Annotated in this window: 23 protein-coding genes; 11 read left to right on the top strand and 12 right to left on the bottom strand. The window is 72.3% G+C overall.

Going from position 1 to position 26,763, the window contains the following annotated elements; all coding sequences use genetic code 11:
* The first annotated feature begins 120 nt into the window (after positions 1-120).
* Together AB0I32_RS25770 and AB0I32_RS25765 are read left to right on the top strand one after the other, a co-directional pair.
* On the top strand, positions 121-1,407 hold the full coding sequence (locus AB0I32_RS25770) for an amidohydrolase (RefSeq protein ID WP_357511302.1): 1,287 nt from the start codon (positions 121-123) through the stop codon (positions 1,405-1,407).
* Positions 1,408-1,595: 188 nt separating this feature from the next.
* Positions 1,596-2,069, top strand: a complete 474-nt coding sequence (locus tag AB0I32_RS25765; RefSeq protein WP_357511300.1) for a hypothetical protein — start codon at positions 1,596-1,598, stop codon at positions 2,067-2,069.
* A 29-nt stretch (positions 2,070-2,098) separates the two neighbouring features.
* Here the strand turns inward: AB0I32_RS25765 and AB0I32_RS25760 are convergent, their stop codons facing one another.
* The 3 genes from AB0I32_RS25760 to AB0I32_RS25750 all read right to left on the bottom strand — a co-directional run bounded on the left by AB0I32_RS25760 (position 2,099) and on the right by AB0I32_RS25750 (position 9,795).
* Positions 2,099-2,677: a hypothetical protein gene (locus AB0I32_RS25760; RefSeq protein ID WP_357511298.1), complete on the bottom strand. Its 579-nt coding sequence runs from the start codon at positions 2,675-2,677 to the stop codon at positions 2,099-2,101.
* 8 nt (positions 2,678-2,685) lie between these two features.
* Positions 2,686-8,922 (bottom strand): polymorphic toxin-type HINT domain-containing protein, encoded by a 6,237-nt coding sequence (locus tag AB0I32_RS25755; protein WP_357511297.1) that lies wholly within the window; start codon positions 8,920-8,922, stop codon positions 2,686-2,688.
* Positions 8,923-9,168: 246 nt separating this feature from the next.
* On the bottom strand, positions 9,169-9,795 hold the full coding sequence (locus tag AB0I32_RS25750) for a TetR family transcriptional regulator (RefSeq protein WP_357511295.1): 627 nt from the start codon (positions 9,793-9,795) through the stop codon (positions 9,169-9,171).
* Between the two features lie 65 nt (positions 9,796-9,860).
* Here AB0I32_RS25750 and AB0I32_RS25745 point away from each other — a divergent pair, with 65 nt between their 5' ends.
* On the top strand, positions 9,861-10,709 hold the full coding sequence (locus tag AB0I32_RS25745) for an SDR family NAD(P)-dependent oxidoreductase (RefSeq protein WP_357511293.1): 849 nt from the start codon (positions 9,861-9,863) through the stop codon (positions 10,707-10,709).
* Positions 10,710-10,733: 24 nt separating this feature from the next.
* Here the strand turns inward: AB0I32_RS25745 and AB0I32_RS25740 are convergent, their stop codons facing one another.
* On the bottom strand, positions 10,734-11,342 hold the full coding sequence (locus AB0I32_RS25740; RefSeq protein ID WP_357511291.1) for a helix-turn-helix domain-containing protein: 609 nt from the start codon (positions 11,340-11,342) through the stop codon (positions 10,734-10,736).
* 91 nt (positions 11,343-11,433) lie between these two features.
* Between AB0I32_RS25740 and AB0I32_RS25735 the strand changes: the two genes are divergently transcribed.
* Entirely contained in the window at positions 11,434-12,312 is an 879-nt protein-coding gene (locus AB0I32_RS25735; RefSeq protein ID WP_357511289.1) for an SDR family oxidoreductase, read from the top strand.
* Here AB0I32_RS25735 and AB0I32_RS25730 read toward each other — a convergent pair.
* Positions 12,278-12,730, bottom strand: coding sequence for an ACT domain-containing protein (locus AB0I32_RS25730; RefSeq protein WP_357511287.1), 453 nt, complete (start codon positions 12,728-12,730; stop codon positions 12,278-12,280). The two genes, AB0I32_RS25735 and AB0I32_RS25730, sit on opposite strands and share 35 nt — an antisense overlap.
* Before the next feature lie 64 nt (positions 12,731-12,794).
* On the opposite strand from AB0I32_RS25730, the gene AB0I32_RS25725 reads away from it, so the two are divergent.
* Positions 12,795-13,508 carry a winged helix-turn-helix domain-containing protein gene (locus AB0I32_RS25725; RefSeq protein ID WP_357511285.1) on the top strand — a complete coding sequence of 238 codons (714 nt, stop codon included), beginning with the start codon at positions 12,795-12,797 and terminating at the stop codon, positions 13,506-13,508.
* Between the two features lie 2 nt (positions 13,509-13,510).
* Here the strand turns inward: AB0I32_RS25725 and AB0I32_RS25720 are convergent, their stop codons facing one another.
* Together AB0I32_RS25720 and AB0I32_RS25715 are read right to left on the bottom strand one after the other, a co-directional pair.
* Entirely contained in the window at positions 13,511-14,245 is a 735-nt protein-coding gene (locus AB0I32_RS25720) for a hypothetical protein (protein ID WP_357511283.1), read from the bottom strand.
* Positions 14,246-14,318: 73 nt separating this feature from the next.
* A complete protein-coding gene (locus AB0I32_RS25715) occupies positions 14,319-14,741 on the bottom strand; it encodes a helix-turn-helix domain-containing protein (protein ID WP_357511281.1) in 423 nt (140 codons plus the stop codon).
* A 91-nt stretch (positions 14,742-14,832) separates the two neighbouring features.
* Between AB0I32_RS25715 and AB0I32_RS25710 the strand changes: the two genes are divergently transcribed.
* The 3 genes from AB0I32_RS25710 (at position 14,833) to AB0I32_RS25700 (ending at position 17,659) form a co-directional block, all read left to right on the top strand.
* The gene (locus AB0I32_RS25710; protein WP_357511279.1) at positions 14,833-15,690 is read left to right on the top strand and encodes an SDR family oxidoreductase; all 858 of its coding nucleotides are present in this window, start codon (positions 14,833-14,835) and stop codon (positions 15,688-15,690) included.
* A gap of 100 nt (positions 15,691-15,790) precedes the next feature.
* On the top strand, positions 15,791-16,804 hold the full coding sequence (locus tag AB0I32_RS25705; RefSeq protein WP_357511277.1) for a zinc-dependent alcohol dehydrogenase family protein: 1,014 nt from the start codon (positions 15,791-15,793) through the stop codon (positions 16,802-16,804).
* Between the two features lie 189 nt (positions 16,805-16,993).
* Positions 16,994-17,659, top strand: a complete 666-nt coding sequence (locus AB0I32_RS25700) for a helix-turn-helix domain-containing protein (protein ID WP_357511275.1) — start codon at positions 16,994-16,996, stop codon at positions 17,657-17,659.
* Positions 17,660-17,678: 19 nt separating this feature from the next.
* On the opposite strand, the gene AB0I32_RS25695 is transcribed toward AB0I32_RS25700, so the two are convergent.
* Positions 17,679-18,386, bottom strand: a complete 708-nt coding sequence (locus AB0I32_RS25695; protein ID WP_357511273.1) for an FCD domain-containing protein — start codon at positions 18,384-18,386, stop codon at positions 17,679-17,681.
* A 249-nt stretch (positions 18,387-18,635) separates the two neighbouring features.
* On the opposite strand from AB0I32_RS25695, the gene AB0I32_RS25690 reads away from it, so the two are divergent.
* A complete protein-coding gene (locus tag AB0I32_RS25690; RefSeq protein ID WP_357511304.1) occupies positions 18,636-19,187 on the top strand; it encodes a gluconokinase in 552 nt (183 codons plus the stop codon).
* Positions 19,187-20,665, top strand: a complete 1,479-nt coding sequence (locus tag AB0I32_RS25685; RefSeq protein ID WP_357511271.1) for a gluconate:H+ symporter — start codon at positions 19,187-19,189, stop codon at positions 20,663-20,665. Before AB0I32_RS25690 ends, AB0I32_RS25685 begins: the two co-directional genes overlap by 1 nt.
* Positions 20,666-20,684: 19 nt before the next feature.
* On the opposite strand, the gene AB0I32_RS25680 is transcribed toward AB0I32_RS25685, so the two are convergent.
* From AB0I32_RS25680 to AB0I32_RS25665, 4 genes are all read right to left on the bottom strand, one after another.
* Positions 20,685-21,683 carry a hypothetical protein gene (locus AB0I32_RS25680; protein WP_357511269.1) on the bottom strand — a complete coding sequence of 333 codons (999 nt, stop codon included), beginning with the start codon at positions 21,681-21,683 and terminating at the stop codon, positions 20,685-20,687.
* Between the two features lie 42 nt (positions 21,684-21,725).
* Entirely contained in the window at positions 21,726-22,697 is a 972-nt protein-coding gene (locus AB0I32_RS25675; protein ID WP_357511267.1) for an alpha/beta hydrolase, read from the bottom strand.
* Positions 22,698-22,826: 129 nt separating this feature from the next.
* Positions 22,827-23,480, bottom strand: a complete 654-nt coding sequence (locus tag AB0I32_RS25670) for a response regulator transcription factor (protein WP_357511265.1) — start codon at positions 23,478-23,480, stop codon at positions 22,827-22,829.
* 1 nt (position 23,481) lies between these two features.
* Positions 23,482-24,882, bottom strand: a complete 1,401-nt coding sequence (locus AB0I32_RS25665) for a sensor domain-containing protein (RefSeq protein ID WP_357511263.1) — start codon at positions 24,880-24,882, stop codon at positions 23,482-23,484.
* Between the two features lie 131 nt (positions 24,883-25,013).
* Between AB0I32_RS25665 and AB0I32_RS25660 the strand changes: the two genes are divergently transcribed.
* Positions 25,014-26,612 carry a glycosyltransferase family 2 protein gene (locus AB0I32_RS25660; RefSeq protein ID WP_357511261.1) on the top strand — a complete coding sequence of 533 codons (1,599 nt, stop codon included), beginning with the start codon at positions 25,014-25,016 and terminating at the stop codon, positions 26,610-26,612.
* The last annotated feature ends 151 nt before the right edge of the window (positions 26,613-26,763 follow it).

Here is a 26,763-nt window from a genome sequence, read left to right as displayed (position 1 = left end):
GGTGTGGTTTTTGGTTTTTCCGTGTGGGGGGGGCCCCCCGGGCCCCCCGACCACCTGACATCTTGCCGATCACCCGGTCCGGCCCGCGCAGTCCGCGCTCGCCGGTGGGATCGTGGGCGTATGACACATTCAGGGGTGCCCGCAGGGGTCGATGCCGTTCTTGCGCCGCTCGGCGGGCTGCGGCAGGAGCTGTACGACACCTATGTCGACCTGCACCAGCACCCCGAGCTCTCCTTCGAGGAGCACCGCACAGCGGCCGTCGCCGCCGAGCGGCTCGCGACCCTCGGGTACGTGGTGCACTCCGGCCTGGGCGGGACCGGCGTCGCGGGCGTGCTCGGCAACGGCGACGGCCCGTGCGTGCTGCTCCGCGCCGACATGGACGCCCTGCCCGTCACCGAGGAGACCGGCCTCCCGTACGCCAGCACCGTGCGCGCCACCACCGCCGACGGGGTCGAGTCCGGCGTCATGCACGCATGCGGGCACGACGTGCACGTCGCCGCCCTGCTCGGTGCGGCCGACCTGCTGGCCAGGGGCCGGTCGGCCTGGTCGGGCACGCTCGTGGTCGTGTTCCAGCCCGCGGAGGAGCTGGGCCGCGGCGCCCGCGCCATGATCGACGACGGCCTGTACGACCTGGTGCCCCGCCCCGACATCGTGCTGGGGCAGCACGTGGCGCCCGTCTCGGCGGGCCTGCTCGGCGTCCACGCCGGACCGGCGTTCGCCGGCACCGACGTCCTGAACATCCGGCTCGTCGGACAGGGCGGCCACGGGTCGCGGCCGGAGGCGACCGTCGACCCGGTGGTCATGGCCGCGTCGACGGTGATGCGGCTGCAGACCATCGTCTCGCGCGAGGTCGCGGCCGGCGACGCCGCCGTCGTCACCGTCGGGACGCTGCGCGCCGGGACGAAGGAGAACATCATCCCCGACGACGCGTACCTCGGCGTGAACGTCCGCTCCTACGACGAGGCGGTGCGGGCCCGGGTCCTGGCCGCCATCGAGCGCATAGCGCAGGGCGAGGCGGCCGCTGCGGGCGCGCCGGAGCCGCCGACGATCACCGCCGGCGACTCGTTCCCGCCAGTGGTCAACGACCCGGTCGAGACCGAGCGCACGCGAGGCGTCCTCGCCGCCCGCTTCGGCGCGGAGCGGGTCATCGACCCCGGCCCGGTCGCGGGCAGCGAGGACGTCGGGCTGCTGGCCACCGCCGTCGGCGTGCCGATCGTGTACTGGCTGCTGGGCGGCTGGGACCCGGCCGCCTACCGGGCGGCGTTCGCCGCAGGGACGACGGACCGGGACATCCCCTCCAACCACTCCCCGCGGTTCGCGCCGGTGCCCCACCCGACGCTGGAGACGGGCGTCGAGGCACTCGTGGTCGCGGCCCTGGACCGCCTGGCGGCGCCGGCGGCGGGCTGAGCCCGGCGGCCGAGGTAGAGCCCACACGCCTCAACTGTGTTGCCGAGAGTAGACATCGTCTACTGACAGCAACATGGCCTGTTCAGTACCTGTCGCCCCGAGGGCCCTGACGCGCGCCGCAGCACCCGCTCCACGCCTGGCGAGAGGTCCGCTTCTCAACGACGCCCCGTCATGGTTGGCTTCGGCTCGTGGAAATCATCGTGACCAGCGTGGTCGCCGTCGTCGGCACACTGCTCGGTTCGCTCGCGACGCACTATTTCCAGCGCCGGAACCGGGCGGACGCCGAACGTTTCGAGCGCAACGAGCGCCTGCGCCAGGAGCGGGTCAGCGCGTACACCGCGTTCGGCGGGGCGCTCATCAACCTGCGTCGAACCTCCAAGGACCGCTGGTACTCCATTCACGACCAACGCGACGGCGCCGACCCCGAGACGCTCCGCTATGAGACCTACCGGCTGTTCACCACAGCGCAGGAGGCACTGTTCCGGGTCGAGCTGATCACGGAGTCCCGTGACCTGATCGAGCTGGGCAGGCAAGCGCTCACGGACGTGGACCGGATCAAGCCCGACCTCGAACGGGAAGAGTTCGCGCGCCTCCGCGACACGTCCCGACAGAGCGTCTTCGCCTTCATGGAGTCGGCCCGCAAGCACGTCGACGTCGCGTAGTCGACGTCGCGCGGTCGGCGGACTCCGCACTACACCCGGACGAACCTCAGCCCCGTCAGCCCTGCTCCGGTGATCGCCGCGCGAACTGCCGAACCGGCGAACACCCCGGTGAACTGCCGCCCGGGCAACGTGAACAGCCTGTCTCCGAGCCCGGGCAGATCCTCGTCGTAGAACGCCGGCCACTGCACCAGCTCATACGTCGGAAAGCTGTCGACGACGGACTTCTCGCGGTCGATCCTGGACGCGGTTCCGACCACCTGGACGAATGACAGCTCCACGTCACCAACCACACCGTGACCGAAGACGTTGATATCCCGTCCACAGACCTGACGAAGAACGTCGACCGCCCTCTCGGTGCACGCGAAGTGCCAGATCTGCGGGCACCGCACAAAATCCGGAAGGTCGGCAAGCTCGCCGGGCTCGCGCTCGAGAACCACCCTGTCGCTGAATACCGGGTACGGCTCCTGCCAGTCGTGCTCCCACGCGGGCGGTCCAGGAAACGCGCTCTGGTCCGCGTACACGACCCCGTACTCGTTCGCCATCTTCTCGACGCCGAAGACGGCTGGCTCCTTGTCGTCGACCGGTCCGTCCGCTCGGTAGTCGGCCACGTCATCCACTAGTCCCAGGCCCACCCTTCGTCCAGGGATGCCTGAGACATTCCCGCCAGCTGCGACTTGGTCGCGGCGAGGAAGTCCAGCACACCCTGCTTGCCACCGACCGCGTCGGCATCGACGACCTGCTGGTCGATGTAGTCGTAATAGTCCCCCGTAAACGTCCGCTGGTGCGATCGACGAGTCATCCAGACCCCGTTCTCCGCGGCGTTCAGGTCGATACCGTGGCGGTTCATGATCGCAGCGGCGTTCGGAGCGCGCGTGCCGCATGCGCACGGAACGATGTGGTGAGCCTGCGGGTGGACGTCGGCGGGGAGCCCGGAACTACCAAGGTTCCGCCCCAGGTTCGCGCCGCTGCACTTCGCGTTGTGCACCAGGAGTCCGGCGTCCTCCGCGCCGTCGCCCGCACTCACGAAGTAGGTGGAGTCCCGATCCACCGTGAGGTTGTGCACCACCGCGCGCTCGTGCTCGACGTCGACGTCCGCGACTCGGGCCCAGGTGCCAGCACTCGTCTTGAGCCAGTCGCCCGACCGGAGGTCGACCGCGTCCACCCAGGCCCGGTCCTCGGGATCCCAGAACGGGTGTCCGTCCGTGGCGACGATCTTCTGCTTGTCCCCGTCGCGCTCCCGGATCGTGACTGTGACCAGAGTCTTCTCGCCACTGCCGGTGACATGCGCGGTGACCAGGCGTGAACCCGACCGGTCTCCGGTGTCCTCGTCGGCCGCGAGCACCTCGTCGCCTGGTTCGAGGTCCTCGATCGGCTTTCGGGAACCATCCGCGAGCAGGACCAAGGTGCCGGGCAAGAAGCTGTTGCAGCCCGGGCTCGGCGAGTCCGCCTTGGCCGAGTCCCCCTTACCCGTGGTGTCGGCCTTCTTCTTGGCCGCCTGCGCTCGTGCTCGCTCCTTCGCCTCCGCCGCCAGCTGCTTGATCTTGGCGTCTGCCGCGGCCTTCGCCTTGGCCGCCTTCGCGGCGGCCTCTCTCGCCGCCTTCGCGGCGGCGGCCTTCGCCGCCTCTGCCGCTTGTTTCGCCTTCTTGGCGCCCGACAGGATCTGCTTGGCCCAGTTCAGCTCGCTGGAGAAGGTCATCACGGCCTTGCCGGCCTTGTAGATGGCCTCGCCGATCTTCGCCGCCTTGAAGATCTTGCCCCACGGAAGTGCGCCGACCACGAGCATCACGCAGGCGCCGAGATCCCCGTCGAGGCAGTCCATGAGATCGGTGATCCCCAGGAACTCCATGAGGACCTGCCCGCCGGCCTCCAGGATGACGTCCAGCATCGACTTCGACTCGAGCTGCTGCGCCTTCGCCACGTCCTCGGCGCTCGGCCCTTCCACCTCCGCGCCGGGGTCGTTCGGGTTGGAGGTGGTGCTACCGCCGGTAGGCCCGGCCTCCTCGATCTCGCCCGTCGGGTCCGTGTAGACCAGCGGGTTGTTGGCCGCGTACGCGTACGGCGAGGAGCCGATCGGCCGTGCTCCGGCCGGATCCATCGACGAGAACCGCCCCGTGCCCGGGTCGTAGTTCCGGGCACGCATCGCGTAGTTGCCCTCGCCCGTCGTCGGGTCGAGGTACGCGCCGGCGAACCGCATCGGGTTCTTCAGCTCCGCCTTCGGCTCGGCGCCCTCGGCCGCCGGAGCCTCATCGTCCTGCGCCGCACCCCCTGCCTTCTCGGCGACGGCTCCCGCGAGCGTCGCCCCCTGCCTCGGGTTCCCGAACGGGTCGTAGTCGTAGCCCTCCTCGACCTGCCCGTCCAGCGACAGCATGTTCGCCACGCCACCCAGCCAGTCGTGGGTGTACACGTGTGCGCCACCCTGCGTCTCGAGCAGGGCCAGCGGCTCGTCGGTCGGCCCGTAGGCGAACGCCTGCCGGCTCATCACCGCCCCGCTCGCACCGGTCACCGAGTCGACGGCGATGTTCTCCAGCGAGCCGTTCGTGTCCCAGGCCCAGTGCCGTGTCGAGGCACCGGCCCCGATGCCCGAGATGGCGTCGAGGCGCATGCGGGTGGCGTCGTACGTGTACCGGGTGACCACGCCACCGACGTTCGCCTCGGCCAGCGTGTTGTCGAGGTTGTACTTCAGCCGGTCGTCGCCCGCGCGGGTCTGGTTGCCGCGCACGTCGTACTCGTAGTCCTTGCGCTCGGCGCCCTCCTTGCCGACCGTGAGCTCCCTGGTCAGCTGGCTCGCGTCGTCGTACGAGTAGCGCGTCACGTCGTTGCCCGCCGAGCCAGACCGCTTCTGCTCGGTCCGGTTGCCGAGCAGGTCGTACTCGTACGAGATCCGCCCCGCGTCCTTGCTGTGGCGGTCGCACTCCTGCGCCGCGTAGCAGGCAGTGGTCACCCGGTTGGCGTCGTCGTACGCGTAGGCCACGGCCTCCGTGACGCCGCCGCGCGTCGTCCGGACCTGGGTCGGGTTGCCCACCGGGTCGAGCGTGAGGTCGAACGCGGACACCGGGTCCTGCACCCCGTCGACCGGCTCGCCCGTGCGTTCCGTGCCGATGAACGTGAGCCGGCCGGCGTCGTCGTACCTCCGCTCCTCGATGAGGCCCGTCGACGCCGGCAGGGTGGTCGATGTCCGGCGCCCGGCGACGTCGTACGCGTACTCCCACTTCGCGACCTGGCCGCCCGTGGAACCACCGGACGCCGTCGTGGAGGCGAGCCGCGAGTCGTCGTCGTACGTGGAGGTGATCTGGGTGCCGTCGGGATACGTCCGCTCGGTGATGTTGCCGCGCTGGTCGTACCCGTAGGTGAAGGTCTCGGTGGTCTGGTTCGGCTCCTCGCGGACCACCTTGGTGATCTGGTCCTCGTCGTCGTACGTCACCGTGCGCACGCCCAGCGGGTCGCCGTACGACGTCGTCCGGTCCTTCGCGTCATAGCCGTAGGTGTATTCCGGGCCGGCGGACCCGATCCGCTGGCTCGTCAGGCGGCTGCGCAGGTCGTAGACCGACGTGATCGTCCGCTCCGCCCGCTCGCCCTCCGTCAGGTCGTCCAGGTCCTCGTGGCGGTCGGTGGTGATGCTCGAGACCGCGTTGGACTCGGCGTCGTAGCCGATGTGCGTGGTCCGGCCCAGCGGGTCGGTGGTGGTGGCGGCACGTCCCGCATCGTCGTAGGCCACCCGCGTGCGCCCACCCTGCGGGTCCCGCACCCCGACCACGCGGCCGTCGTCGTCGTAGGCGAGCACCGTCGCGAAGGCCTGCGAGAACAGGGGCAGCCTCGGCGCGTCAGGCTGCCGCACATGGCTGATCTGGTCGTCGTCGCGGTACGCGTAGAAGGTGGTCCCCCCGCGCGCATCGGTGCGCTCGGTGGGCCGGTTGTTCGCGTCGTACTTCGTCGACGTCGTGTTGCCGAGCGGGTCGATCTCCCGGACCCGGTTCCCCGCGAGGTCGTACTCGTACCGCGTGGTGAACCGGTTCTTGTCCGCACCCTCCACGTTGCCGCGCGGCTCCGTCACCGAGGCGAGCAGGCCGTCGTCCGTGTACGCGTAGGTGGTGATCCCGCCGGTCGGCGAGATCTCCTTGATCTTGTTGCCCGCCGCGTCGTACTCGGTGCGGGTCGTCTTGTTCCCCGAGTCCGTCCGCTCGGTCTGCCGCCCGTTCTTGTCGTACCCCATCCGGGTGGTACGGCCCTTGGTGTCCGTGACCGAGTCGACCTGACCGGTGTTGCTCCGCTCGAAGCTGGAAGTCTTGTTCAGCTCGTTGATCGACGCCGTCGTGCGGTCCAGCGCGTCGACCTTGATGTCCCGGTCCGTGTGCCCGCCGCCCGGGTACGGCATGCGCATCCGGATCGGGTTGTCGTTGGCGTCGTAGAAGTACTCGGTGGTGAAGTCCGCCTTGTTCGCGCCCTGCACGTTGCCTCGCGGCGACGTCACCGTCTTGACCAGGCCCTTCGCGTCGTACGTGTACGACGTCGTCAGGTCTTCGCCCTTCATCCGCACGCTCTCGGACGCGCGCCGACCGGCGTCCGTGTAGGCGAAGGTCACCACCCGGCCGCCCGCGTCGACGCGCGACTGCAGGCCGTTGTCGAGGTAGTCGTACTCGCTGACGACACCCTCGGGCGTGATCTCGTGGGCGAGCCGCCCGACGTCGTCGTACACGGTGCGCCAGCCGCGGAGCTTGCCGGGCTCCTCGACCTCGACCACGCGGTCCTGCTCGTCGTACCGCGTCACTGTCGTGTAGTGCCGCCGCTGCCGTGGGTCGGCGGTGCCGCGCGGGTCCGTCTGCGCCACCTGGCGCCCGGTCCGATCGTAGGAGAACTCGGTGCGGCGCCCCTCCGGCGAGACGACGGCGAACAGCAGCCCGGCGTTCTCGTCGCCGTCCGGCAGGTACTCGTACCGCGTGACCTTGTCCCGCTGGTCGGTCGTGGAGGTCCGCAGACCACGGTCGTCATAGGCGTGCGTGATGTCGTTGCCCTCGGCGTCGACACTGCGGACCAGCTCGTCGAACTCGTTGTAGGTGTTCTTCCAGACGTTGCCGTTGGCGTCCGTGTACTCGATCGGGTTGTTGCGGTCGTCGTACTTCGTCTTCTCGTCGAAGCCCTGCGGGGCCACGGCCTGCGTCGGGTTGCCCTTCGTGTCGAACTCCACCACGTGCTGGTACTGGTTGCCGTTGACCACGAGGTTGCGGTCGAGGCGCCGGTTGTAGCGGTGGTTGTCGGCGTCGCCCGTGCTGCGCTGGCTGTAGATCAGCACGTTGCCGTGGTAGCCGTCATAGATGGAGACGTCGTCCGCGTCGGTGCTGCGCGCCTCCTGCTTGTCGCCGTCCCACGCGAACGTCATCTCCGCGCCGACGCCGTCCCGCTGCGCGACCACGCGGCCGCCCGCGCCGTACATGTTGTGCACGATGACCACGTCGTGCGGGTCGACCACCTGCGCGAGCCGGCCCTCGGCCTCGTACCGGTACCGCCACTCGTTCCCGCGGGCGTCCTCGACCTCGGCGAGCAGGCCGTCCGTGTACTCGAACCGCACATGGCGGCGGTCCGGGAGCGAGAGCTTCTCGATCAGCCCGTCCACGAGGTGCGCGACGGCGGTGCGCCCCGAGGCGTCGGTGATCCTGACCTCGTCGCGGTCCTCGTCCTTGCCCTTGTCGTCGACCTCGACGTAGGCAAGCCGGACGCCGTCGTCCCGCGGGTTGAGCACGGCGCCGAGCCGCCCCGTCGCCCCGAACTCGTACCTCACCTGCTGCGGCGTGACCAGCTCCCAGCCGTTGCCGTCCCGCCGCAGGTCCGACCGCACGCCCGGCGGGCGCGTGTATCCGTCCCCGTCCGGGGTGTAGAGCGCCTCGGCGCCGTCCTCGGCGCGCACGATGACGCCGTCGTCCGTCTCGGTGACGCGCATGTCGTAGGACCACGCCCAGCCGACGCCGAACGGGCCCTGGCGGTTGTTCGCCGAGGAGTACGTGCGCGCGCTGGCGAACGGGATGCCGAAGGACGCCATCTGCATGTCCCGCTCGACCCGCACGAACGCGCCGGTGCCGGTGTTGACGCCCACGCCGCGCTGCGCCTGTCCGCCGGCGGTCGGGGCAAGCGCGTTCTCGCACCCGCAGCCCGCTGCCTGGTCGTCCGGGATGCTCGGCGGCAGGATCGTCGCACGCGGCCTGGCCTCGCCCGAGGGTTCCGAGACCGCCTCGTCGCCGCCGGGCAGCACTGCCGCGACCGTGACGAAGTAGTCCTTGTCCTCTTCGAGCTCCCAGCCGTCCTCCGTGCCGAAGCTGCGGCAGAACTCGGCGGTGCCGCAGAACCGCGGCCCCTCCAGCTCCGCACGGGTGAGACGCACCGACTCCTGCTCGGTCTGGTCGTCACCCTCGTACAGCCGCACGACGGCGTGGGTCCAGTCCGGGTCGACGTCCCCACCGGAGAAGTAGAGGACCACCGAGGTATCGCCGAGCAGGAAGCCCGGGCGTAGGTCCAGCTCGTCGAAGCTGCCGGGGGCGGTGAGCGGCCGGGCAGGCGCGGTGAGCGCCCGCCACTCCCCCGCGGTGACCTCCGTCGCGTCGCCGCCGGCGGACACCGCCTCCGGGACCACGGGCGGGCGTTCGTCCTCCGGCAGCGCGGTGGAGCGACGCACCCCGTCGGGCATCGGCCGGTCGGTCGGCCCCTGGCCTGCCGTTGCCGACGGCACGTCCGGAGCGGCCTCGGCGGCCTCCTGCGGTCCGACGGCGATCAGCAGCGATGCCGCGAAGCCGACGGCGACCGCGGCTCCCAGCCAGCGCCGTTCCAATCGCGTGATCACCAGGTCGTGCAGACGTGCCTCGGACATCGCCAACCCCCGCGTTGGTGTTTCCTGAGAAATGACCCGACACCGAGTGTGATCACGCTGGACGGCGCTGACAACCAATTTATCCGCTATATCGGATTCGTATGCATTTAATGCGCCGCAATTGCGCAGGTCAGAACGGCGCGACTCGTCCGCAAATAAATGTCAGCTCAATGGTCGAGGCCCGCCGGAGAAACGATTCGAACCCGAGGCGCCGGACTCAGGCCTGCGGCCGGAGCGGCGCGCCGTTCAGTCCCGCGGCCCGACGGCGGCCATCGCCCGGTCGACGAGCACCGCCATCGTCTGCGTCGCGCCGCCGGCGAGCCACGCGTGCTCCGCGGCCAGGACGCAGCCCAGCGCGGCCGCGACGACGGCGCGCGGCGTCGGGTCGTCAACGCCCCACGGCTTGCCCGCAGCGTCGGCGCGCTCCCGCAGGACGAGCTCCGCCGCGCTCTCGACCCGCTCGATCTTCTCCAGGTACCGCGCGCGCAGGCCCGGCGTCTCGAGGATGATGCGCTGCATCGGCGCCGCGAGACCGGTGGACCCCGCGTGGTCGAGGTGCGCGATCATCCCGTCGAACGAGTGCCGCAGGGCGGTCCAGACCGGTTCGCCCACCGGCCGTTCGCGCAGCGCCGCGAGCACCTCGTCGCCCACCACGTCGAGCTTGGCGAGCACCACGTCCTCGCGGGTGGAGAAATACCGGTAGAGGGTGCGGCGCGACATCCCGACGGCCTCGGCGATGTGCCCGATCGTCGTCGCCTCGTACCCGCGCTCGACGAACAGCCGCTCCGCGGCCTCGGTGATCTCCTTCTGGATCGCCCGGCGGGTGCGTTCCCGGAGGCCGGTGCGTGCCTGGTCGGTGTGCGCCTGGTCCATACCGCGAGAGATTACACGATGCGTCGCTATTGACACACTGTGCCACTCGCTACATGCTGTGCAATATGGACACCACCTCCCCCAAGATCATCGTCATCACGGGCGCGAGCGACGGGATCGGCGCCGCCGCGGCCCGGCTGCTCAGCGCCGCCGGCCACCGTGTCGCCGTCGTCGGGCGTTCACCGGAGAAGACCGCCCACGTCGCCCGCGAGGTGGGCGGGGAGCACTTCGTCGCCGACTTCACGGATCTCGCCGACGTGCGCCGCCTGGCCACCGAGCTCGACGACGCCTACCCGCGCATCGACGTCCTGGCGAACAACGCCGGCGGCATCCTCGGCGGCGACCGCACCAAGACCGTCGACGGCCACGAGCGGACGCTCCAGGTCAACCACCTCGCGCCGTTCCTGCTGACCGGCCTGCTCCTGGACAAGCTCCTCGCCAGCCGCGCCTCCGTCATCCAGACGTCGAGCGTGGGCGCCCGGCTCTTCGGGCACCTCGACCTCGACGACCTGGACCACGACCGGGACTTCAGTGCGCACCGGGCGTACGGCACGGCGAAGCTCGAGAACATCCTGTTCACCACCGAGCTGCACCGGCGCTTCCACGACCGCGGCCTGTCGTCAGCGGCCTTCCACCCGGGCGGCGTCGCGACCAACTTCGGCGCCGAGAGCACCAGCTTCTTCCGGCCCCTCTACCAGAGCCGGATCGGCAAGATGGTCCTGGCCACGCCGGAGAAGGGCGCCGCGCAGCTGGTCCGATTCGCGCGGACGGAGCCCGGCGCCGACTGGCAGTCGGGCGCGTACTACGAGGGCGGTCGTGTCACCCGGCGCGTCAACCCCCAGGCCCGCGACGCCGACCTCGCCCGCCGGCTGTGGGACCGCTCGGCAGAGCTGGTGGGGGTCGACGCCCGCTGATCCCCCCCGGCCGCGCCCGTCGGGCTACGCCGTGGACGCCGCGCCGAATCCGGCGCTCGCGCGCTCGACGGCGTCCCGGATGGCGCCCGCCCGCGCCTCGGGTCGCTCGACGGCGACCGCCGCCGCGGCCGCGGCGCCCATGCAGGCACCGAGGTGCGCGGACAGCAGCGGCCAGCCGGCAGGTTCGGGAAACCTCTCCCGCAAGGCCTCGACCAGGTCGGCCTGCGCTCGCTGCAGCCGGACGACGAGCGATGCCGGCAGGCCGCGCGACGCGGTGACGAGCTCGGCGCGCAGGTCGGCCAGCGCGTCCGCACCGGCGCCCGGGTCCGCGAAGAGCTCGACGAGCTCCGCCATGACGGCGCTCACCCCCTGCTCCGGGCGCGCCTCCGCGGGCAGGGCGTCCAGCACACCGGCCGCGCGCCGGACGTGGCTCTCCAGGTAGTGGAAGAGCACGTCCTCCTTCGACGGGAAGTGCAGGAAGAACGTTCGGCGCGCGATACCCGCCCCGGCGGCGATGTCGTCTATCGACGTCCTGGTGACGCCCCGTTCGAGGAACAGGCCGGTCGCCGCGCGCACGATGGCGGCGCGGGTCTCGGCGCGCTTGCGGTCCCGGACGCCTGCTCGCTCACTCATCTTCCGATCATACCGAACAGTGCACTAGTGTATTGATGCACTAGTGCACCTGTTCTCGGTGCAGCCGATCCCGCCCCGTCCCGGAGGAACCATGCCCGAGCACACCGGTCGCACCTACGTCGTCACCGGCACCGACTCCGGGATCGGAGCCGCAACCGCCGACCGGCTCGAGACCGTCGGCGCACGCGTGATCCGCTGCGGCATCGGCCCGGCCGCCGACGTCCACGCCGACCTCACCACCACCGCGGGCCGGGTCCTCGCCGTCAGCCGGGTCCGGGACCTCGCTCCGGCGGGGATCGACGGCGTGGCCCTCGTCGCGGGCAGCGGGGAGCCGGGCATCGCCGTCGGGCTCAACTACTTCGGCACGCTCGCCCTGCTCACGGCCCTGCGCGACGTTCTGGCACGTGGGCCCGACCCGCGCGCGGTGGTCGTGAGCTCCGCGTCGTCGCTCTCCGCGGGCGACACCGACCTGGTCGACGCCTGCCTCGCCGGCGACGAGCACCGCGCCCGGGCGGTCGCGGACCGCCTGGCCGCACGCGGCCGCGGGTCGGTGGTCTACCGGTCGACGAAGATCGCGCTGAACCGGTGGCTGCGACGGAGCGCCGTCCACGAGGACTGGGCCGGTGCCGGCATCCTCCTCAACGCGGTGGCACCAGGCATCGTCGAGACGGAGACCGCCCGCCGCACCATGCTCACCGACGACGCGACGACCCGCGTGCTCCAGGATGCCCTGCCGCAGCCACTCGGCATGCCGGGTCCGGTCGAGCCGGTCACCGCGGCCATCGCCTGGCCGCTGTCGCCGGACGCCGCGTTCACCACCGGCCAGGTGCTGTTCGTCGACGGCGGAGCCGAGGCAGTGCTGCGGGGCGAGGCGCCGTTCGTCACGGGCGTCCGCTACGGCCCGCTGCGCATGGCACGCATGCTCACCTGGACGGTCATCGGCCGGCTGCGCGCCGGCCGCGGGCGGTGAGCCGGTCGCTCTCCCACCGTGCCACGACGTCCCGGCAGGCGGGCACGTCCTCGCCGGCGACCAGGAGCACCAGGTTGCCGACGTGGTCGCTGTACTGGACCAGCACGTTGACCCCGGCGTCGCCCAGCCGGCGTGCGAGCGTACCGAGCTGGCCGGGCACCTCCTGGTCCAGGCGTGCGAGCACCACGTCGCGCACCGCCGCCGGGCCCAGCCCGGCCGCACGGACGGCCGCGAGCGCGCGGGCGCCGTCGTGCACGAGGTAGTGCGCCACCGCACGGCCGTCATGGGTGAACACGCCGCCGCCCTCCAGGCTCACCCCCGCCTCGCCGAGCGCCTGGCCGAGGTCGGCGAGGGCTCCCGGGCGGTCGGGCAGGTGGACCTCGAGGTCGTGGGTCGCGGCGCTCATCGATCTGTTCATGACGGGACCGTAGGTCGCGAAAGCTTCGGTGGACGCCGAAATGTCCCGGCCGTACCGTCGGCCCATGACCAGGGACCGCGACTTCACCGCGCTGGGCCACGCGCTGTCCACCCCCGCGCGGTCCACGTTCCTGAACCTGCTCATGGACGGCAGCAGGCGGCCGGCGGGCGAGCTCGCCCAGGCGGCAGGGGTGAGCGCGTCGACCGCGTCCGAGCACCTGGGCGTGCTGGTCGACGCCGGTCTGGTCACCCGCGAGAGCCGCGGCCGGCATCGCTACTACTCGCTCGCGGGCCGCGAGGTGGCCACCGCCCTGGAGTCCCTCGGCGTGGTCGCCGACGCCGCCCCCGTCTCGGGGTACCGCCGCAGCCGACGTGCGGAGTATCTGGCGGCGGCCCGGTTCTGCTACGACCATCTGGCGGGCCGGCTCGGTACCGCCCTGACCGACGCCTGGCTCCGGGCGGGCTGGCTCGCGGGCCGCGACGAGCTCGCCCTGACCGACCCGGGCGCCGTCGGGCTGCGCGAGCTCGGGGTGGACGTCGACGGCGCCGTCTCCGGCCGCCGGCCCACCACCAGGGCGTGCCTGGACTGGACCGAACGGCGCCCTCACCTGGCGGGCGCGCTCGGCTCCGCGGTCGGCACGCGCTTCCTGGCGGCCGGCTGGGTCACCAGGCACCGCTCGGGCCGCGGCCTGGACGTCACGGAGGCGGGCCGCGCCCTCGTCCGCGAGTCGTGGGGCATCGACCTGGCCGACGTCGAGCCCGCCCGCCCCACGCGCTGACCTCAGCCGGTCTCGCGTGCGCCGCGGCCCGCGCCGCCGGTCCACTGGCGGCGGAACCAGCCCTCCCAGGTGTGCCCGCCGAACCGCTCGCCCGCGCCGATGAGGTCGGCGAACGAGTGGTAGCCGCCGGGCAGCCCGACGCACAGCCGCACCGGGGGCAGGCCGGGCAGCGGTGCGGGGTCCTTGGCGCGGTAGCGCTTGAGGCGGGGCAGCTCGAGCAGGTCGTCCTCGCGCATCGGGACGACCTCCAGCGCGATGCCCCGCTTGTCGGTGATGCGCAGCGCACCGTAGAGCCGGTCCTTGAGCCAGCCGCTCAGCTTCGCCTTGAGGTGGGCGACGGGTCCACCGATGGTCGGCAGCTCCGGCGGCATCTCGTACGCCAGGCCGACCCGGGCCGCCTGCGTCCACCGGACCAGGTCCCACGAGGTGCCGTGCCAGAACCAGATCCCTGCCGCGTCGACGACGATGCCGCGGGGCCGGGTCACGCGCCAGAAGTTCGCGATGAACAGGACGCACAGCCCGCCGAACAGGAGCCCGAAGAAGCCGGCTATCGCCTTGGCGACGGGATCGGGGTCGGTCACCACCGCGTAGCCGCACGCCCACCCGAGCGGCCCGGTCAGCAGGATGCCGACGACGAGGGTGATCGCGCCGAGCCGTCCGAGGTCGAGCCGGTGCGCGTCCGGCGCGAAGACCGGCTCGGCAGCCTTGGCCGGGCCCATCATGTCCTGGTTTGTCACCCGCGTGATCGTAGCGGCTGGACCGGCCGCGCGGGCCGCCACGCCGCGGCCCATCGGTCCGAACGCCGACCTGCTACGCGCGCTCCTCGCCCGGCTCCTTCTCGCCCGGCTCCACGGCAGCTTGCCCGAGGGCGCCCTCGGCCGCCGCGCCCTCGAGGAGGTCCGCGAGGGCCCGCAGCTTCTTCGCGACGCCCTCGCCGAGCGGCGTCAGCGCGTACTCGACGCGCGGCGGGATCGTCGTGACGACGTCGCGCGTCACCATGCCGTCCCGCTCGAGCGCCTGCAGCGTCTGGGACAGCATCTTCTCGCTGACCCCCTCGACCCGTCGGCGCAGCGCGTTGAAGCGGTAGCTCCCCTCGCCGAGCGCGAGCAGCGCGAGCGAGGCCCACTTGGAGGTGACGACCTCGAACGCGGCGCGCGAGTCGCAGTCGCGCGCGAAGACGTCCGCCACCAGCTCCTGCGCGGGGCTGTCGGATCCCAGGTCGGTGATGCTCACGGACCCAGGGTACCGCGCACGGCGGGAATGTGGTGTACTTTCGATTCGTTAGTGCTACCTGCTAGCAACTACCCAAGCAATGGAGAGTGTCATGACCACCTACGCCGTCACCGGAGCCACCGGCGGCCTCGGCCACCACGCCGTCGAGGAGCTCCTCTCCCGCGGCGTTCCCGCCTCGGACGTCGTCGCGATCGTCCGCACGCCCAGCAAGGCAGCGGACCTCGCGGAGCTCGGCGTCCAGGTCCGCGAGGGCGACTACGCCCGGCCCGAGACCCTGCCCGCCGCCCTGGCCGGGGTGGACCGCCTGCTGCTCGTCTCCGCCAGCGAGCCGGGCACGCGCGTCGCGCTGCACAGCGCCGTGATCGACGCCGCGAAGGCCGCCGGCGTGGGGCGCATCGCCTACACGGGCATCCTCAAGGCCGGGAACACCTCCAACCCGCTCGCGGGTGAGCACGAGGGCACCGAGGGGGCGCTGCGCGCGTCCGGCATCCCGATCAGCATCCTGCGCAACGGCTGGTACCACGAGAACTACACCGGACAGCTGGGCCAGTACCTCGAGCGCGGCGAGATCGCCGGCGCGGCCGGGGACGGCAAGATCTCGGGCGCGGCGCGCGCCGACTACGCCGTCGCGGCCGCTGCGGCGCTGCTGACCGACGAGGGCGACGAGGTCGTCCACGAGCTGGGCGGGCCCGCGTTCACCCTCGGCGACCTCGCCGCGACGATCAGCGACGTCACCGGGACCAAGGTGGCCTACCGCGACCTGTCGGTCGACGAGTTCCAGGCCGAGCTGCAGCAGGTCGGGCTCGACGCCGGCACCGCGGGCTTCGTCGCCGGGCTCGACGCCTCGATCGCCGCGGGCGACCTCGAGACCGACAGCGACGACCTCGCCCGCCTGCTGGGCCGTCCGGCCACGTCGCTCGCCGACGCGGTCCGCGCCGCGCACTCCTGACAGGCCCGCCGGGTGGTCGGCAGCTCGTCAAATGATCGGTAGCCCGGACTGCCGACCACCTGACGAGCTGCCGACCGCCCGGCACCTGCACAATGGGCACATGCGCGGAGCAATCATTCATGGCCCTGGGGACGTCCGCTTCGAGGAGCGGCCCGACCCCGTCATCGTGGAACCCACCGACGCCGTCATCCGGACCGTCGCCGCCTGCGTGTGCGGCTCGGACCTGTGGCGCTACCGCGGCATCTCCCAGGTCAAGCGGCCGACGCCGATCGGGCACGAGTACGTGGGCGTCGTCGAGCAGGTCGGTGCCGCGGTCACGACCGTCAAGCCCGGTGACTTCGTCGTCGGCGGGTTCCTGCACAGCGACAACACCTGTGCGGTGTGCCGCAAGGGCATGCAGGCCAACTGCCTGCACGGCGGCGGCTTCGACGGCTGCCAGGCCGAGAAGATCCGCATCCCCAACGCGGACGGCACCCTGCTCGCCACCCCGGGCGAGCCGGACGCCGACCTGATCCCGAGCCTGCTGAGCCTCTCCGACGTGATGTGCACCGGCTGGCACGCGGCGGTCTCCGCCGGCGTCGGGCCGGGTTCGAGCGTCGTGGTGGTGGGCGACGGCGCCGTCGGGCTGAGCGGTGTGCTCGCCGCGGCGCAGCTCGGCGCGACGACGATCATCGCGATGAGCCGGCACGAGTCGCGACAGAAGGTGGCGAAGGAGTTCGGCGCCACGCACATCGTCGCCGAGCGCGGCGAGGAGGGGCTCGCCAAGGTCCTGGAGCTCACCGAGGACATCGGCGCGGACGCCGTGCTGGAGTGCGTGGGCACCGAGGAGGCCCGCGCGCAGTCGGTGGGGCTCGTACGCCCCGGCGGCATGATCGGCCTGGTCGGCGTGCCGCACGGAGACCTGCCCACGGACACGCTGTTCTGGGGCAACAAGGGCGTCCGTGGCGGCGTCGCCCCCGTGCGCGAGTACCTGCCGCACCTGCTCGACCTGGTGTGGAAGCGCGAGATCGACCCGGGCAAGGTCTTCGACCTCACCCTGCCGCTGGCCGAGGTGGCCGACGCCTACCGCGCGATGGACGAACGGCGCGCCATCAAGGTGCTGCTCCAGAACTGATCCCTGACCGTCCCGGCAAAACCCGTCGGCCGTCCGGGATGACCATGCACCTGCTGCCAAGATCCGGCTCGGTCTGGCAGCAGGTGCATGGTCGTCTCGTGGCGATGGCGGACGCCGGACCGCCTTCGGACGTGGCAGCATGGACGTTCGCGAGTGGAACACCCCGTCCGTTTCGGCGAAGCGAGAGACATGACCGAGCACCAGTCCGAGGCCGCGGCGACGACCGTGGCCACGCCCTCGCCGCACGAGCTGCGCTCCGACGCGCGTGACAACCGCGACCGCATCCTGCAGGTGGCGCGCACGATCTTCGCGGAGGAGGGCATCGACGTCCCGATGCGGGAGGTAGCCCGCCGCGCCGGCGTCGGTCCGGCGACGCTGTACCGGCGGTTCCCGACCAAGGAGGCGCTGGTCACCGAGGCGTTCCGGGAGCAGATGGCGGCCTGCAACGCGCTGGTCGACGCCGCGGTCGCCGACCCGGACCCGTGGCGCGGGCTGCGCACGGTGATCGAGCAGGTGTCCGCCATGCACGCCGAGGACCGTGGCTTCACCGCCGCGTTCGTCTCGGCGTTCCCTCAGGCCGTCGACTTCGCCCAGGAGCGCAGCCGAGCGCTGCAGGCGCTGTCCGGGCTGATCCGGCGGGCCAAGGACGCCGGCGGCCTGCGCCGCGACTTCGTCCTGGACGACCTCGTCATGCTGATCATGGCCAACTCCGGCATCCGGGCCACCTCACGTGAGGCCGCGGTGGCCGCCTCGCGCCGGTTCGTGGCGCTGCAGCTCCGGTCGATCAGCGCGCGGCCGAACGACGGGCCGCTGCCGCCCGCCGTCCGGCTCCCGCTGCTGGCCGCGCTGCGCTGAACCGGGGACCGGGCGACCGTCAGGGCTTGAGCGCCCGGCTCTCGCCGAGCGCCCCGCGCACCTCACGAACGATCCGCGCCATCGCCTCCTCGGCGGCCGGGCCGTCACCCCTGGCCACCGCGGCGGCGACCGCCTCGTGCGCGTCCAGCGCCTCCGGCTCCGGGTACGCGGGCATCAGGCCCAGGTGGGTGCGTCCGGAGATGACGACGGCGACGACGTCGGCGAGCGCGCTGAACAGCTCGTTGCCGCTGGAGCGCAGGAGGAGCTCGTGCAGCTCGATGTCCAGCGCCAGGAACTCCTCGCCGTCGCCCTTGCCCGCCTCGCCGAGCTCGCGCATCCGGCGCGCGATGCCGACCAGCTCGTCGCGGACGGCGGCGGTGGCCCCGCGTGCTGTGCAGGCGGCGGCGAGCGGCTCGACGGCCTGGCGCAGCTCGGTGAGCGAGCGCAGCTGCGACGCGCGGCCGGGCCCGGCCAGCCGCCACTCGATGACCCGGGGGTCGAGCACGTTCCACGCGTCGTGCGGCAGGACGACGATGCCGACGCGCGGCCCGGAACGGACCAGGCCGACCGCTTCGAGAAGACGCATCGCCTCACGCGCCACGGTGCGCGACACCCCGAACTCTGCGCCTATCCCGTCCAGCGTCAGCGACGCCCCGGCAGGCAGCTCGCCTGCGGTGATGCGACGGCCCAGGGCATCGAGGACGGGGCCGTGCAGCACTGGGGGCATCCTCCAAGAATAGGGCGCCGGGCGGTCACGCCCGGTGCGGCGTTCGTGAGCGGCGTCGGCGGCCGCATCACCCGTTCCACCATTGGTGACATTAATCACGCGTTAATGGTGTCATCAATGGGTGAGGATAGGGAGATGGACACAGACGTCACCGAGACAGCGAAGTTCTCGGCCCAGCCAACCAGCGGGCCGCTCAGCCGCGGAACAGCCAGCAGCGGGACGGACCGCGCACCCCGGGCGATAGTCGTCATGGGCGTGGCCGGATCGGGCAAGACGACGGTCGCCGCGCTCCTGGCCGGACGGCTCGGCGCCTCGTTCGCCGAGGGCGACGACTTCCACTCCCCCGCGAACGTCGCCAAGATGGCCGCCGGCCATCCGCTGGAGGACGACGACCGCTGGCCGTGGCTCAACGGGATCCGCGACTGGTTCGCCACGGAGCTCGCGGCGGGCCGGAGCGCCGTCGTGCCGTGCAGCGCCCTGCGCCGCAGCTACCGCGACCTGCTGGAGACCGCCGGCGACAACACGGCGGGCACCGTGCAGTTCGTGCACCTCACCGGCTCCTACGACCTGCTGCGCGAGCGCATCCAGGGGCGGGCCGGGCACTTCATGAAGCCCGAGATGCTCGACAGCCAGCTCGCCGCCCTCGAACCGCTCGGCGACGACGAGCCCGGGTTCGCCGTCGACGTCACCCCGCGGCCGGACCAGATCGTCGAGGAGGCTCTCCGCCTGCTCGACGAGTCCGCCGTCGCACCTGCCACCGAACCCGGCACCGGATCCAGCACCGAGCACGAGGACCACTGATGTTCCACTCCACCAGCCTGCTCACCCAGGGCGCCGCAGCAGCACTCCCCCAGGCCGCGGCAGCGGCCGAGCCGACCGCCTCGACGCCGCAGCTCGTCATCGCTGCCGTCGCCGGGATCGCCGTCATCATCGTGCTCATCGTCTGGCTCAAGGTGCACCCGTTCCTGGCCCTCGTGCTCGGGTCCGGTGTGCTCGCGGTGACGGCGGGGATCGGCCTCACCGACACGTTCACCAGCTTCTCCGCGGGCCTCGGGTCCACGGTCGCCGGCGTCGGCGTGCTCATCGCGCTCGGCGCGATCATCGGCAAGCTGCTCATCGACTCGGGCGGCGCCGACCGCATCGTCGACACGATCCTCGACAAGACGCCCGCGAAGCGGCTGCCCTGGGCCATGGCGCTCATCGCGTTCGTGGTCGGCATCCCGCTGTTCTTCGAGGTGGGTGTCGTGCTGCTCATCCCCGTGGTGATGATCGTGGCGCGCCGCATGCGCACCAACCCCGTGCTCGTCGGCATCCCGGCGCTCGCCGGACTTTCCGCCCTGCACGGCCTGGTGCCCCCGCACCCGGGCCCGCTGCTGGCCATCGAGGCCCTCGGGGCCGACCTGGGCCTCACGCTCGGGCTCGGGCTGCTCGTCGCGGTCCCGACGGTGATCGTCGCCGGCCCGCTGCTCGCCATCCCGCTCACCCGCTGGGTGCGGCTCGCGCCGCCCGTCAGCGTCCTCGGTATGTCCGACGGCGCCGGTGCGGCCGGCACCGCCGACGCCGACGGCGCACCCGACGACGGCGGCCCGTCGAACGCCACCGCGGGCCTGCGCAAGCCCACGTTCGGCATGTCCGTGCTGGTGGTCCTGCTCCCGGTGATCCTCATGCTGGCGCGGTCCGTCGTCGAGATCGCGGGCGCCACCGAGACGGGCTACGGGACCGTGCTGGAGTTCCTCGGCGAGCCGCTCGTCGCGCTGCTCCTGACCTCGCTGTTCGCCCTGTTCGCCTTCGGCACCGCCGTCGGGCGCACGCGCCAGCAGCTCGGCGACCTGGTCGGCTCGTCGTTCGCGCCGATCGCCGGCATCCTGCTCATCGTCGGCGCGGGCGGCGGCTTCAAGCAGACCCTCGTGGACTCGGGGGTCGGCGAGGTCATCGCCTCGGGCATCGCGGACGCCGGGATCACCCCGCTGCTGGCCGGCTGGATGGTGGCCGCCCTCATCCGGATCGCCACCGGGTCGGCCACGGTCGCGACCATCACCGCGGCGGGCATCATGGCGCCCCTGGCCGCCGGCCTCGAGCCGACACACGCCGCCCTGCTCGTGCTCGCCATCGGCGCGGGTTCGGTGTTCCTCTCCCACGTGAACGACGCCGGGTTCTGGCTCGTCAAGGAGTACTTCGGCATGACCGTCGGCCAGACCTTCAAGACCTGGTCCCTCATGGAGTCCGTGCTCTCCGTGGTGGCGCTGCTGGTGGTGCTGCTCCTCGGGGCGTTCGTCTGACGCCGGCGGGCTCGTCGGCTCAGTCCTCCGCCAGGCGCAGCAGCAGGCGGGCCAGCCGAAACCGCGCTCGCCCGTCCAGGGTCCGCGGGTCGTAGCCGAGGTCGTTCGTCAGGGCGTCGTGGCGTGCCTGGAGCGTCGAGTGGTGCATGCCCAGCGCCGCCGCCGCGGCGCGGACGCTCTCGGTCGCCGTGAGCTCGTCGAGCACCGCACGGGCGCGAGCGTCGAGGCGGGCCAGCGCGACGACGTCCGGCTGCTCGGCGGCGACCGGCTCCAGTGCGCCGACGGCGGCCAGCAGTATCCCGAGGGCGGCGGCGTCCACGACGGCGTCGCCCTCGGGAAGCAGCCGCAGCGCGAGCACCGCGGTCCGGAAGGACTCCGGGAGCTCGTCCGCGCGGAGCGGGACACCCACCCCGGCCGGGCCGGAGACCTCCGCGTCCGTGCCGAGGACGACCGCACGCACCAGCCCGTAGGGCGTGGCCACCACCGTCGACGGCACCGCCTCCGTGTGGAGCGCGACCGGGTGGGCGAGCGGGTGCGCCACTGCACGGACGGGACGCGCCGGGTCGAGCCGGAGCCGGGACAGCGCGACCCGCCGCTCCTCGACGTCGCGCGCGGCGTCGAGCGCTGTCTCCAGCGAGCTGTCCCGGTGACCAGGACGACTCGCCCCGACGACGTCGACCGCGAGCGCCAGCCGTTCGATGACCATCTCGTCGTTCGCGTGCGGCGAGCCGTCCCGTTCCAGCCAGACCCTCCCGGTGCCGGTGGTTCGGGTCGGCCAGCCGGGCCGAGGGCCGGCGGAACCAACGTCGTCGGCCGCAAGGCCACCATCCGGACCGATGCGGTGGGTCCGCCTGCCGTCGAACGCACCCGCGACCGTTCCGCTGAGTACCGCCGCACCGCGCAGCAGCGCCTGGAGCCCTACGCAGCCCGCCACCAGCACATCGAAGTAGGCCACCACCTTGAGGGTCTCGCTGGCCTCGGGATCAAGTGCGGTAAGTCGTCCCACGAGCTCTTGCATAGGTTCGCTCCATCGCGCGTGTGGGACAACCCTAAGCGACGCTCAGACGCCGAACACTCGCGCCACCCACGTGTCCCGCGCCGCCCGCATGGCCTTGGCCAGCACACTGTGCGGCGCCATCATGTCGAAGCCGTGGAACCCGCCGGGCCAGACGTGCAGCTCGGCCTGCACGCCCGCGGCCCAGAGCGCCGAGGCGTAGGCGACGTCCTCGTCGCGGAAGACCTCGGCGCTGCCACAGTCGATGAATGCCGGCGGCAGACCGGACAGGTCCGTGGCTCGCGCGGGTGCCGCGTAGATCGAGACATCGTCCGTCCCACGCCGGTCGCCCAGGAGCGCCGACCACCCAGTGACGTTCGAGCCGCGGTCCCAGACACCGATCCCGTCGATCTGTCGGGTTGAGACCGTCTGGTCGCGGTCGTCCAGCATGGGGTAGATCAGCACCTGCCCGGCCAGGGCGGGGCCGCCCTCGTCCCGAGCGATCAGCGCGGTACCGGCAGCGAGGCCGCCGCCTGCGCTCGCGCCTGCGATGATCAGGCGGTCCGGGTCGATGCCGAGCTCCTCGGCGTGCTCCGCCGTCCAGACGAGACCCGCGTAGCAGTCGCGCACGGGGTACGGGTCGGGGAACTCGGGCGCGAGGCGATACTCGACGGTGACGGCGACCGCGTCGAGGTCGGCGATCCAGCCCAGGAGCTGGTCCAGGCCGACGAACCGGTCGCCGATGATCATCCCGCCGCCGTGGGTGTGATAGATCCCCGGCCCGACGCCGGTCCTGCCCTGGCGGCGCAGCACGCTGACCTCGATCTCGCCCCCCTCGTGCCCGGGGATGGTCACGTCCCGGCGCTCGACACCGGCGGCGGCGAGCGCGTCGTCGACGCCCGTATCGAGCCCCGGCAGGCCCTGGCGCATCAGCGGGATCATCTCGGGCGTGATGGTCGACGGCATCTGGTCGGCCAGCAGCGTGAGCGCCGCCTCGAGCTCGGGGTCGAACGGGGGCCTCTTCAGGGTCTCGGCCACGAGAACTCCTTCGTTCCTGTTGCGCACGAGGTTGTGCGCGCTGCCCAAGTCTCTGCCCACGTGCACACGGAGCACATCCGCCGAACGCGGCCGCCTCTGCGTCGATCGACCGCCATCCGGCGGGTCCGGTCAGCCGCGCAGGTACGCGAGCACCGCCCGGACACGACGGTGGCCCGCGTCGTCGGCGGCGAGCCCCAGCTTGGCGAACACGTTGCCGATGTGCTTGGCGACCGCCGCGTCGCTCACGACGAGCCGCCGGGCGATCTCAGGGTTCGCCCTGCCCTCCGCCATCAGCGCCAGCACCTCGCGTTCGCGCGGCGTCAGCGTGTCCAGCGGTGACGAGCTCCGGTCGAGCAGCGAATGGACGATCTGCGGGTCGATGACCGTGCCGCCGGCCGCTACGACCTCCAGCGACGTCATGACGTCGCTCACGCGCCCGATGCGGTCCTTGAGCAGGTAGCCGATCCCGCCCGACGAGCCGGCGAGCAGGTCGCGCGCGTAGGCGTCGGCGACGTACTGCGACAGCAGCACCACCGGCAGCGCCGGGTGGTGGCGGCGGAGCTCCGCCGCCGCGTCGATGCCGTCGTTCTGCAGCCGCGGCGGCATGCGGACATCGGTGATGACCAGGTCGGGCAGCTCACCGTGCGCGCCGTCCGCCAGCACGAGCCGAACCAGCTCGTCGGCGTTGTCGGTCACGTGCACCACCTGGTGCCCCACCCGTTCGAGCAGCCCGACGAGGCCGTCGCGCAGCAGGATCGAGTCCTCGGCCAGCACTATCCGCATGTCACACAGTCTCCGTCACCGTGGGCTGGGCGGACGGCGGCTGGGCTGTTCGCGGCTCGACAGTTCGCAGCCGAGCGTCCAGCGCGGCCTCCCGCGCACGGGCCGGCAGGAGCAGGGCTACCGTCGTGGGCCCGCCGGGCGGGCTGGTCACCGTCAGGCTGCCCCCTGCGGCCTCGGCGCGCTCCCGCAGCCCGACGAGCCCGGTCCCCGAGCCGGTGCCCGAGCCGGCGCCCGACCCGGCGCCCGACCCGGCGCCCGACCCGAAGTCGGCCCCGCCGAGGCCGTCGTCGTGCACCCGGACCGTCAGCAGCCCACCGTCGCGAGCGAGCACCACCCGCGCCCTTCCCGCCTGGCTGTGCCGCGCGACGTTCGTCAGGGCCTCGCTGACAACGAAGTAGGCGCAGAGCTCGATCTCCGGGTCGAAGCGGTCCTCGACGGTGCTCGTCAGAATCACCGGGACCGGCATCCTGGAGGTCAGCTCGTGCACGGCCGCCGTCAGCCCGTGGTCGGCGAGCACCCGCGGATGGATGGCGCGGACCGTCGAGCGGAGATCCTCGAGGGCGGCCTCGGCGAGATCGTGCGCCCGGCCCAGGTGGCCGTGCAGGCGCCCCACGTCGACGCCCGCCCGTGCCAGGTCGGCGGCGTCCAGCTCGGCCGAGCCCAGGGCGATCGTCAGCGTCACGAGCTTCTGCTGTACTCCGTCGTGCAGGTCGCGCTCGATGCGCCGCAGGTCGCCCTCGAACGACCGGACCAGGCTCGTGCGTGAGGCCGTGAGCCGCTCGATCTGGTGACGCAGCTCAGGGCCCCGCGGCGCCAGGAGCGCCCGTGCCAGGGCCGCCTGCAGGAGCGCGAGCAGCCCGAGGACATAGCCCACGACAGGGATCGCGGCGATCGCGACGAGGAGGCCGAGGACGACGCCGGACGAGTTGTCGACCCCGACCGCGCCGCCGTTCATCCAGTACCGCGGGACCATGAAGAGCATGGACACGGCCCACAGGGCGGCGATGTGCACCGACGCGGCGACCCAGCCGATCGGTAGCACGACAGCCACATAGGCCACTTCCCGCCAGGTCGCGGGCTCGCGCAGCCGCAACGCGACGCGGCGGAGCCAGCGGAGCTCGGTCGGCGAGTGCGGGTCCGCGATCTGCGTACCGCCCAGCCGGCGCACGCGGCTGCGGTCGAGCCGGGCGACCAGCGGACCGAACGCCAGTGTGATCGCCAGGAGAGCGGCGAACGGGCCTAAGGACGTAGGCCACCGCATGGCGCCGCTCATGCCCATGGCTCCCAGCGGGCCCGCGATGATCGCGGTCAAGGACGTGAACAGCCACGCCTGCAGCAGCCACCCCGAGACGAGGTAGTTGGGCCGCCGCAGGGCGAGGGCGAGGCTGTCTGATCGGCGCATTCGATCACGGTACCGTCGCGGATTCCGGACCGGGATAGCGCCGGCTCGACCTACGAGGTAGTGCCTGGTCTACCCCCGGTCTCGCCCTCGCACCAGTGATCCGCAGGCCCGCCCCCGGTGGGATCAGAGGCATGCTGACCACCGGCCCAGACGCCCCCGAACCCGACGAGTCCCGCCCGCACCGCCGCCGCTCGCCCGGTCTCTCCGGACGGGGCGAGGGCACGCCCGGAGCGCTCGCCGCGCTTGGTCCCGCGCTCTCCCTGGCCGTGGCCTGGGCCGTCCTCGCGACGGGCGCGTGGCTCGTCCTGACAGCGGCGACCCGCCCCGCGACGCCCACGACCTGGACGACGACGGCGCTCGCCGCCGCCGCGATCGCCGCGGCCTGGCTGGTCGGCATCCGGGCTGCCGTGCTCCTGGTCGCCGCGACCCGGCGATCGCACCCCTCGGTCGGAATGCGGGCCCGTAAGCCGCGCCCCGAGCTCGATGACCTGGTGGTCGCCCTGCTCTGCACGACAGCGGACGACTTCCGCGCCGACGTCGTGGAACGCAGCATGCGCCAGACCCACCCGCGCACCCAGACCGTCGTCCTCGACGACTCGCGTGGCGCCGCGGCCCGGGCCGCCGTTGACGCCTTCGCGTCCCGCGCCGCCGGGGCCGTCCAGGTGGTCCGCCGCGCCGACCGCAGCGGGTTCAAGGCCGGGAACATCAACAACTACCTGCGCCATCATGCGGACGGCGTGGACGCCGTGGTGATCATCGACGCCGACCAGGAGATCGGCCCGGACTTCGTCCGGGCGGCGCTGCGACACCTCCACGCGAGCCCCCGGGTGGCGGTGGTGCAGGGCGCGATCCGCTCGCGGCGGGGCGAGACCCGGTTCGTCCGGGACTTCCGCGGGATGTTCGACACCCACCTGCGGGCGATCTCGGCGGGCCGGGCCTGGCTCGGCATGGCTACCTTCGTCGGCCGGGGCGCGCTGCTCGACGTCGGCGCGGTGCGCGACGCCGGCGGGTTCCCCGAGGTGGTCGCCGAGGACGCCGCACTGACCCTCGAGCTGGCGCGTCAGGGACGCATCGTGCGCTACGTGCCCGACCTCGTCTCCGTCGAGGACGCCCCCACGGACTACACCGCTTTCACCACGCAGTTCGGCAAGTTCACCGAGGGTGCCATGCAGCTGCTCGGCCGTGGGCGAGGCCTGCTCTTCGACACCCGGCTGCGCCCCGCACGACGGCTGGACGTGTTCCTGGATCTCGCCTCGCCGCTCGTCGGCACCGCCACGATGGTCGCGCTGTTCGCGTTCGCCCTCGCGGCCGCCGCCGAACGGGTGCCGGGAGTGCCGGTGGCGCTCGGCGCCTCGCTCGGGATCCTCGGGTCCGTGCCCCTGCTGCCCGAGGCGATCCGTAGCGTCCGGCGCAGCGGGCTGGCCACGGCCTGCCTCTTCCTGCTGCGCGGCGGCCTGCTCTACGCGTCCGTCGCGATCGTCACGCTGCGCGCGGTCCTGCGGGTAGGTCTCGGAATCCGCGCGCAGTTCCTGGTCACGCCCAAGACGAACGACCGGGCGGGGCTGCGCACCGTCGTCCGCAGACGACAGCCGGAGCTCGCCGCCGCTGCCGCGGCGGTCCTTGCGGCGGTCCTGCTGACCGGGACCGTCGCACCGGCGGGGGTGTTCTGTGTCGTGGCAGCCACCGCCGTCGGCTACACCCTCGTCGGCGGACGACCGGCCCGCCCGTGATCAACTGCCCCGCCGACCCGTTGGCGACCCCGTCGGTCGAGCTTGTCGAGACCGGTCTTCGAGGTCTACTGGACCAGCCAGGTCGCCGGCCAGGTCGAGGCCATCGAGCTGGGCCTGTGGGACGAGGCGACGAACCTGCAGCTCGTGGCGG

The sequence above is a fragment of the Promicromonospora sp. NPDC050249 genome, assembly GCF_040656015.1.
In the GTDB taxonomy this organism is placed as follows: domain Bacteria; phylum Actinomycetota; class Actinomycetes; order Actinomycetales; family Cellulomonadaceae; genus Promicromonospora.
The sequence above is the reverse complement of the archived record's forward strand: the minus strand, read 5'-3'. Positions and strand labels throughout refer to the sequence as shown.